Here is a 7,443-nt window from a genome sequence, read left to right on the forward strand (position 1 = left end):
GCTTCGGTCGGAGAGACCGTATCGGCCGGTCCGCAGGGGAGCGGGCTCGTGCGGAATAGGCTGGGAGTATGCGTCTGCCCGCCACACCGCCAGTGACGCTGATGCGTGAACTGGTCAGCGGGCTTCCCCGGCGGCAGCTGGCAGGCCGCTCGATCGTCGCTGTGGACGGGGCCGACGGCGCCGGGAAGACCGTGTTCGCCGACACCCTCGCGGCTGTCATGAACGACGTGGGCATGGTGGCAGTGCGCGCGTCGATCGACGGCTTCCACCGCCCTCGTGCGGAGCGCTACGCGCGCGGCAGGCGCTCGCCCGAGGGGTTCTACCTCGACTCCTATGACTACGCGACCTTCCGCCGGGTGCTGGTCGACCCGTTTCGTGAGGGCGGGCTGACCGGCGCGACCACCGGCTTCCAGGTGGCGGCGTTCGATCTCGAGCGAGACATCCCGGTTGAAGCAGAGTGGACGACAGCGCCGCAGGATGCCGTCCTGGTCGTCGACGGCATTTTTCTGCACCGGCCCGAACTCATCGACATCTGGGATTGGTCGTTCTGGCTGGAGGCACCCGCGGCGGTGCGCTTCGCCCGGATGGCGCAACGCGACGGCACGGACCCCGACCCGGCTGCGGCCTCGAACGAGCGCTATCGCGTGGGCCAGGAGATATATGTCGACCGCGTAAGTCCCGCAGCTCTCGCCGCCGTTCGCATCGACAACTCCGATCCGGTGGACCCGAAGGTCATTCGATGAGCGATCCGAGCGGCATCCTGCTCGTGGACAAACCCGGCGGCATGACCAGCCATGATGTGGTGGCCCGCGCCCGCCGCGCCCTCGATACGCGCAAGGTCGGCCACGCCGGAACCCTGGATCCGATGGCAACGGGACTCCTCGTGCTCGGTGTCGGCGCTTCGACACGCCTGCTGACCTTCATCGTGGGCCTGGACAAGACCTACGAGGCGACAATCCGCCTCGGGGTTTCGACCGGCACCGACGACGCCGAGGGCGAGATCACCGCGGTGGCGTCTGCCCAGGCGGTGACGGATGCCGACATCCGTGCCGGCATCAACGCGCTCACCGGAACGATCGATCAGGTGCCCAGTGCCGTCTCTGCGATCAAGGTCGACGGGCGCCGCGCGTACGACCGCGTCCGCGCGGGGGAGCAGGTTGAGCTCGCGGCGCGTACCGTGACGGTGTCGCGATTCGAGGTTCGTCACGCGCGCCGGGGCGCGACGGATGCCGATGGCGCGCCGATACCGGTGATCGACCTCGACGTTGTGGTCGATTGCTCCAGCGGAACCTATATCCGCGCCCTCGCTCGAGATCTCGGCGCCTCGCTCGGGGTCGGAGGACACCTGACCGCGCTGCGACGCACCCGCATCGGCCCGTTCCTCGTCACCGATGCGGCGGGACTCGACGACATAACTGCCGTCCGGCTACTGGCGCCGGCAGCAGTCGCGACGGCGGTTCTCGGCGCAGTTCCGGTCACCGAGGAGGAAGCCCGCGACCTCCGCCACGGCAAGCGGATCCTCGGTGCCGCGGACCGACTGTCGTCAGGGACAGCGGCCATCGACCCCGACGGGCGGCTGGTCGGCATCCTGGAGCGGCGCGGCAACGATCTGAAGAGTGCGATGAACATGGCGGAGGGCTCATGATCCTGTGGTTCACCTACGTGCAGGTGGCAGTGGCGGTCCTGGGAGGTCTGCTCTGCGTCATCCTGGGTCTTGCCGGGCGTCGTCCGAGCGACTACACGGTCGGAGCTCTCGCGCTGCTGGAGCTGCTGCTGGTGGCGCAGGTCGTCATCGCGATCGTGGCTCCTTTCGTCGGCAACCTGCCGACCGGGAGCGTCCTCGAGTTCTGGGTCTACCTCGTCTCGGCGGCGCTCCTGCCCCCGGCAGCGGTGATCTGGGCGCTGCTCGAGCGCAGCCGATGGAGCACGGTCATCATGGGGATCGCTGCGCTGTCGGTTGCCGTGATGGTGTGGCGGATGCAGGTCATCTGGACGATCCAGATCGGTTGAACGTCTCGCGCGGGTCGCTGCTCGCCCCGAGACCGGCCGCGTGGGACGTAGGATGAATGCCGCTATGACTACGCCTTCCCGACCCCGCATGACAGGAATCGGACGGGTACTCGTGATCGTCTACGCGATCATGGCCCTGGCGGCCACCGGTCGCTCGTTCGTTCAGATTGCGCGCGAGTTCGACGAGGCCCCTGTCGCTTACACACTGTCGGCGCTTGCCGCTGTGGTCTACATCGTCGCGACCCTCGCGCTCATCTTCGCCGGACGCCGTGGCTGGTACCTGGTCGCGTGGATCGCGATCTCGTTCGAACTCGCCGGCGTGCTCATCGTGGGGACGCTGAGCTACCTTGTCCCCGAGATCTTCGGGCACCCGTCGGTGTGGTCCTATTTCGGGGGAATCGGCCCGGGCGGCTATATCGGATACGTCTTCGTTCCGCTCATCCTGCCGTTCCTGGGGCTGTGGTGGCTCTGGTCGCACCGGCCTTCCCGCGTCGCCGCTCTCGACGAGGTCGCCGCCGCGTCATGATCGTCTTTCGAGATCCGGCCGAGGTGCCGCCGGGCTTCGGCCCGAGCGTTGTTGTCATCGGCAAGTTCGATGGCGTGCACTCCGGTCACCGCGCAGTGATCGCCCGCGCACGAGTGAAGGCAGTGTCGATGGGTGCCACCGTCGTCGCCGTCACGTTCGACCGGAATCCGCTTGCGCTGCTGGCCCCCGACAAGTGCCCCGAGAACCTCATCGGGGTGAACCAGAAGGTCCGGCTGCTCGCCGACACCGGCGTTGACGCCGTACTGGTGTTGCGCTTCGACGAAGATCTCGCGTCTCTGGAGGCTGACGAGTTCGCGCGCCTCGTGCTCGTTGACACTTTGGCGGCGCAAGCCGTGCTGGTAGGCGCCGACTTCCGCTTCGGGCGCGGCGGCGCAGGCACGGCGGAGTCCCTCACCGCTTTGGGTCTCAGTCACGGTTTCGATGTGGATGTCGTCCATGACGTGCGAGCTGCCGACCGAGGCAGGCGCGTTTCGTCGACCTGGATCAGGGAGCTGTTGAGCTCCGGGGACGTCGCGGGCGCCCGCAAGTTGCTCGGGCGCGACCATTCCGTCGTCGGCGAGGTCGTCCACGGACTCAAGCGCGGACGAGAAATCGGGTATCCGACAGCGAACCTCAGCCCCGACCTCGAGGGGTTCGTCCCGGCTGACGGGGTCTACGCCGGATGGCTGATCGACGAAGCGGATGCCAGTGGTCTGCGCCCCGGCATCCGCTACCCGGCAGCGATCAGCATCGGCACAAACCCGACGTTCGATGACGTTGCATCACGGCAGGTCGAGGCTTACGTCCTCGATGAGACCGAACTCGACCTCTACGGCCATCACGTCGAAGTGAGGTTCGTTGAGCGCATCCGTGGCATGGGAGCGTTCGAGGGCATCGACGCTCTCGTCGCCCAGATCGCCGACGACGTCGAGCGCACCCGCGAGATTCTCGCGCGGGATCAGTCCACTGACTGATCCCGACGGCTGAGAGCTAGTAGGAGGACTCGTCCACCGCGCCGCTGGCCGTTCCTCCGGCTGCAATCTGACGAAGCTCGCCAAGGATCGTCGCGCTGCCACTTGTGCCCAGTCGGGTTGCACCAGCCTCAAGCATCGTCAACGCGTCCTGGAGGCTGCGTACCCCGCCGGACGCCTTCACCTGCGTGTCCGGCCCCACGGTGCGCCGCATGAGACTCACCGTTTCGACCGTCGCGCCACCGCCGGCGAAGCCCGTCGAGGTCTTCACGAAGTCGGCTCCCGCCTCTTCGGCAAGTCGGGACCCCCGCTCGATCTGCTCGTCGTCGAGGAGGGATACCTCGAGGATGACCTTGGTGACAGCGCCGCCCGTGGCCTCGACGACGGCACGGATGTCGTCACGGACCACATCGTCGAATCCCGAACGCAGCGCGCCGATGTTGACCACCATGTCGAACTCCGTAGCGCCGTCCGCGGCGGCCTGTCGGGTCTCCGCTACCTTCGCAGCGGTCGAGGTGGTTCCGTGGGGGAAGCCGATGACGGTGCCGACCGCGACACCGGAACCGGCGAGGAACTGCACGGCATGGGCTATATCGGAGGGGCGGACACACACGCTGAAGACCTTCCAGTCCCGGGCGATCGTCAGCTGCGCGTCGACGTCGTCGCGCGTGAACTCGGGCTTCAAGATCGCATGGTCGATCGTGGCTGCCAGCTGTGCCTCGGTGATCTGGTCGGTGGTGTCGCTCATGCCTTCAGCCTACGCACCGGTCGGCGCGGGGGACAGCAGATCAGGCGAGCGCGAGGTATCGTCGCTCCTGCTGTCGAGCCGAAGGAGACCATGATGCGTTCGAGATCCCTCGCCGCCGTCGTGTTGATCGCTGGCGCGCTCGTGCTCGCCGGGTGTGACGCATTGCCGTCCGAGACTCCCGCGCCGACGGCATCCGAGTCGTCGGCAGTTCCCACTCCGAGCGGGAGCTCGACAGTTGCCCCCTCACCGACCGCCGAGGCGGGATTCACGCTGCCGGATTCGTGCGACGCGCTGTACTCGCCTGCGATGCTCGAAGAGCTCAACAGCACCAATCCGCCTCTGAACGACCCCGGCATCACGATTTACGCGACCGAGAACGTCCAGGCACTGGAGATTCTGACCTCGGGGATTCCGACGTTGCGGTGCTCATGGGGGGCGGCGGGCGCTCCCGGTCTCGTGACGAATGTCTCGATCGTTTCGTCGGATCAGTCGTCCGCTCTCCTGGATGCCTTCACGAGCTCGGGCATGGCGTGTGAGACCCTCGGGGCGGGTACGGTGTGTCGGATCGAGCAGCAGACCATCGATCGCAACGACAACATCGTGTCAATCGGTGAGACGCACTACCTGCAGGGCGACGGGTGGGTGGCCACGCACTGGGTGAACTTCGCGCCCGACGGCTATACGGAGGACATCGTCGCCACGCTGTGGCCGTGACACCACCCGCTGCGTCACCCGGATGCCGTGAAAAGTCCCTCGTGATGGGGTACCGTGCACTCGCGCTAGACTAGGGGCGACGCCGCGTCAGATTGCACAGCTCGCAGAAGCGAGTGCCCGTGTTCTCGTGAGCCGCAGGCGTCGATGTTCAAGTGAGATCGCGTCTGTTCCAGACGCATATCCGACGCCATGACGGCGGCGGTCACAGATGTATCAACGCTCAGGAGGAGCATGCCGGCTACGGCAACCGCCGCTCAGCGGCGCAAGAGATCCTCGTCCGCGCGCCGCGACGACGAGGCCCCGATCATCCCGATCCTCGCGCGCAAGGTGCGCGAGGTCGAGGCAAAGGCTCAGCGCGGCAAGCTCGGGCCCACCAACCGTGTGAAGTTCCAGGTGATTGCGTTCCTCGTTCGCGAGGAGCGCGCCCGCGTGAAGGCCGACTCGTCTATCGCGGATGCCGCGCGCGCCGAGCTGCTCAAGCGTCTCGACGGCGTCGCGACGATCCTTGCCAAGACAGCTGCGCGGGACACGTCTCTCATCCAGCTGCTCGAGGTCGATCAGGCCACATCGCCCGTGGCCCGTCGCATGCGCCGTGACTGGCTGCTCGAATCCGGCGCGGAACTTCCGCCGGACGAACTGATCATCACCGATACCCCGGCTCCCGCGCAGCAGGTCGTGCCCGCTGCGCTCGCCGAGCGCCAGGTGGTGCCTGCCTCGATCGAGGCGCGACAGATGGCCAACCCGTTCCTCGCTCCGGATCTGACTGTCCGGGCTCCTCGGGACACCCCCCGGCGCCGCCTGGACGGGTGGGAGCTCATGGGCCCGCTCTACAAGGCGTTCGAGACCGGTGCCGGAGGTGCGGCGGCATCCATGGAGCTTCCGCCGGTTCCCGAGTTCGATCGGCTCTCGCCGCGCGGACTGGAGATCATGCCTCACCAGTCCCGCTTCCTGGAGTCGGTGCGCGAGGGACACCGCACGTTCCTGCTGGCCGATGAGCCGGGCCTCGGCAAGACCGCGCAGTCGGTGCTCGCGGCATCCGTCGCCGGCGCCTATCCGCTGCTTGCCGTGGTGCCCAATGTCGTCAAGATGAACTGGGCTCGCGAGGTGGAGCGGTGGACGCCGCACCGCCGCGCAACGGTGATCTCGGGCGACGGTGAGGACCTGGATGCCTTCGCCGATGTCTTCATCGTCAACTACGAGATACTCGACCGGCATCTGTCATGGCTCGGTTCGATCGGGCTGAAGGGCATGGTCGTTGACGAAGCCCACTTCATCAAGAACCTCACGTCGCAGCGTTCGCAGAACGTGCTCGCGCTGGCCAGTCGCATCAAGGAGCAGGTCCACAATCCGCTGCTGCTCGCGCTGACCGGAACGCCGCTGATCAACGACGTCGAAGACTTCGATGCCATTTGGCGCTTCCTCGGCTGGACGACCGGCGACAAGCCCGGTGCGGAGCTGATGGCCAAGCTCGATGAGACGGGGCTCACCCCGGCAGACAAGGCTTTCTATCCCGAAGCGCGCTCCGCCGTCATCTCGATGGGGATCGTGCGGCGCAAGAAGAAGGATGTCGCCGCAGACCTCCCCGACAAGCTCATCGCCGACCTGCCGGTCGAGCTCGACGACGAGTATGGGCGCTCGATCCGCCAGGCCGAGCGCGAGCTCGGTGAGCGTCTGGCAGCCAAATACCGGCGCATCATCGACGCGCGCGGCGATCGGGGACTTGCCCCCGGCGAGATCGACGGCGACATCGTCCGGCTCGTGGCTGAGGGCGAACTCGAAGAGTCCAAGGCTGCCGGTTCCGGCAGCGAGAACGTCTTCACGATGGTCCGGCGTATCGGCCAGGCCAAGGCCACTGTCGCTGCCGACTACGCAGCGCAATTGCAGCGGTCGGTCGGCAAGGTCGTTTTCTTCGCGAAGCACATCGATGTCATGGATGCGGCAGAGCGCCACTTCGCTCAGGCGGGGCTGCGCACCGTCTCGATCCGCGGCGAGCAGACCACGATAGCTCGCCAGCAGGCGATCGACGCGTTCAACGAGGATGCCGATGTCGCAATCGCGGTGTGTTCGCTCACGGCGGCCGGTGTCGGACTGAACCTGCAAGCGGCGTCGAACGTCGTTCTCGCGGAGCTCAGCTGGACGGCTGCCGAGCAGACGCAGGCGATCGACCGCGTGCACCGCATCGGACAGGACGAGCCGGTCACGGCGTGGCGGATCATCGCCGCCCACACGATCGACACGAAGATCGCTGAACTGATCGACACCAAACAGGGTCTCGCGTTGCGTGCCCTCGACGGCGAGGCTGTCGACCCGGCGTCGAGCGACTCCGTGCAGCTCGCGGCGCTCATGCACCTGCTGCGGCAGGCGCTGGGCGAGGTCGACTAGGCCGTGTTGATCAAGATGTTTCGGCGTCTCGTGGGCGAGTCTTGACGGGTGACGCGACAAGAGATCTCTGACGAGGTGTGGGCTGTGCTGGA

Annotated in this window: 8 protein-coding genes; 7 read left to right on the forward strand and 1 reads right to left on the reverse strand. The window is 66.8% G+C overall.

Annotated features, from left to right (window positions below; translation table 11 throughout):
• Positions 1–68 precede the first annotated feature (68 nt).
• The 5 genes from AB0O89_RS08385 (at position 69) to AB0O89_RS08405 (ending at position 3,510) form a co-directional block, all read left to right on the forward strand.
• Complete coding sequence (locus tag AB0O89_RS08385; protein WP_363496189.1) at positions 69–743, forward strand: uridine kinase; 675 nt, start codon at positions 69–71, stop codon at positions 741–743.
• A complete protein-coding gene (gene truB, locus AB0O89_RS08390) occupies positions 740–1,645 on the forward strand; it encodes a tRNA pseudouridine(55) synthase TruB (RefSeq protein WP_363496192.1) in 906 nt (301 codons plus the stop codon). Before AB0O89_RS08385 ends, truB begins: the two co-directional genes overlap by 4 nt.
• A complete protein-coding gene (locus tag AB0O89_RS08395) occupies positions 1,642–2,010 on the forward strand; it encodes a hypothetical protein (RefSeq protein WP_363496195.1) in 369 nt (122 codons plus the stop codon). The genes truB and AB0O89_RS08395 overlap by 4 nt, the downstream gene beginning before the upstream one ends.
• An 88-nt stretch (positions 2,011–2,098) precedes the next feature.
• A complete protein-coding gene (locus AB0O89_RS08400; protein ID WP_363496198.1) occupies positions 2,099–2,536 on the forward strand; it encodes a hypothetical protein in 438 nt (145 codons plus the stop codon).
• Complete coding sequence (locus AB0O89_RS08405) at positions 2,533–3,510, forward strand: bifunctional riboflavin kinase/FAD synthetase (RefSeq protein ID WP_363496201.1); 978 nt, start codon at positions 2,533–2,535, stop codon at positions 3,508–3,510. The genes AB0O89_RS08400 and AB0O89_RS08405 overlap by 4 nt, the downstream gene beginning before the upstream one ends.
• Positions 3,511–3,526: 16 nt before the next feature.
• Here the strand turns inward: AB0O89_RS08405 and deoC are convergent, their stop codons facing one another.
• The gene (gene deoC / locus AB0O89_RS08410) at positions 3,527–4,255 is read right to left on the reverse strand and encodes a deoxyribose-phosphate aldolase (protein WP_363496204.1); all 729 of its coding nucleotides are present in this window, start codon (positions 4,253–4,255) and stop codon (positions 3,527–3,529) included.
• Positions 4,256–4,348: 93 nt separating this feature from the next.
• Between deoC and AB0O89_RS08415 the strand changes: the two genes are divergently transcribed.
• Positions 4,349–4,969: a hypothetical protein gene (locus tag AB0O89_RS08415; RefSeq protein ID WP_363496207.1), complete on the forward strand. Its 621-nt coding sequence runs from the start codon at positions 4,349–4,351 to the stop codon at positions 4,967–4,969.
• 231 nt (positions 4,970–5,200) lie between these two features.
• Positions 5,201–7,351: a DEAD/DEAH box helicase gene (locus tag AB0O89_RS08420; RefSeq protein WP_363496210.1), complete on the forward strand. Its 2,151-nt coding sequence runs from the start codon at positions 5,201–5,203 to the stop codon at positions 7,349–7,351.
• Positions 7,352–7,443 lie beyond the last annotated feature (92 nt).

It is taken from the genome of Microbacterium sp. NPDC076895 (assembly GCF_040687115.1).
GTDB lineage: Bacteria > Actinomycetota > Actinomycetes > Actinomycetales > Microbacteriaceae > Microbacterium.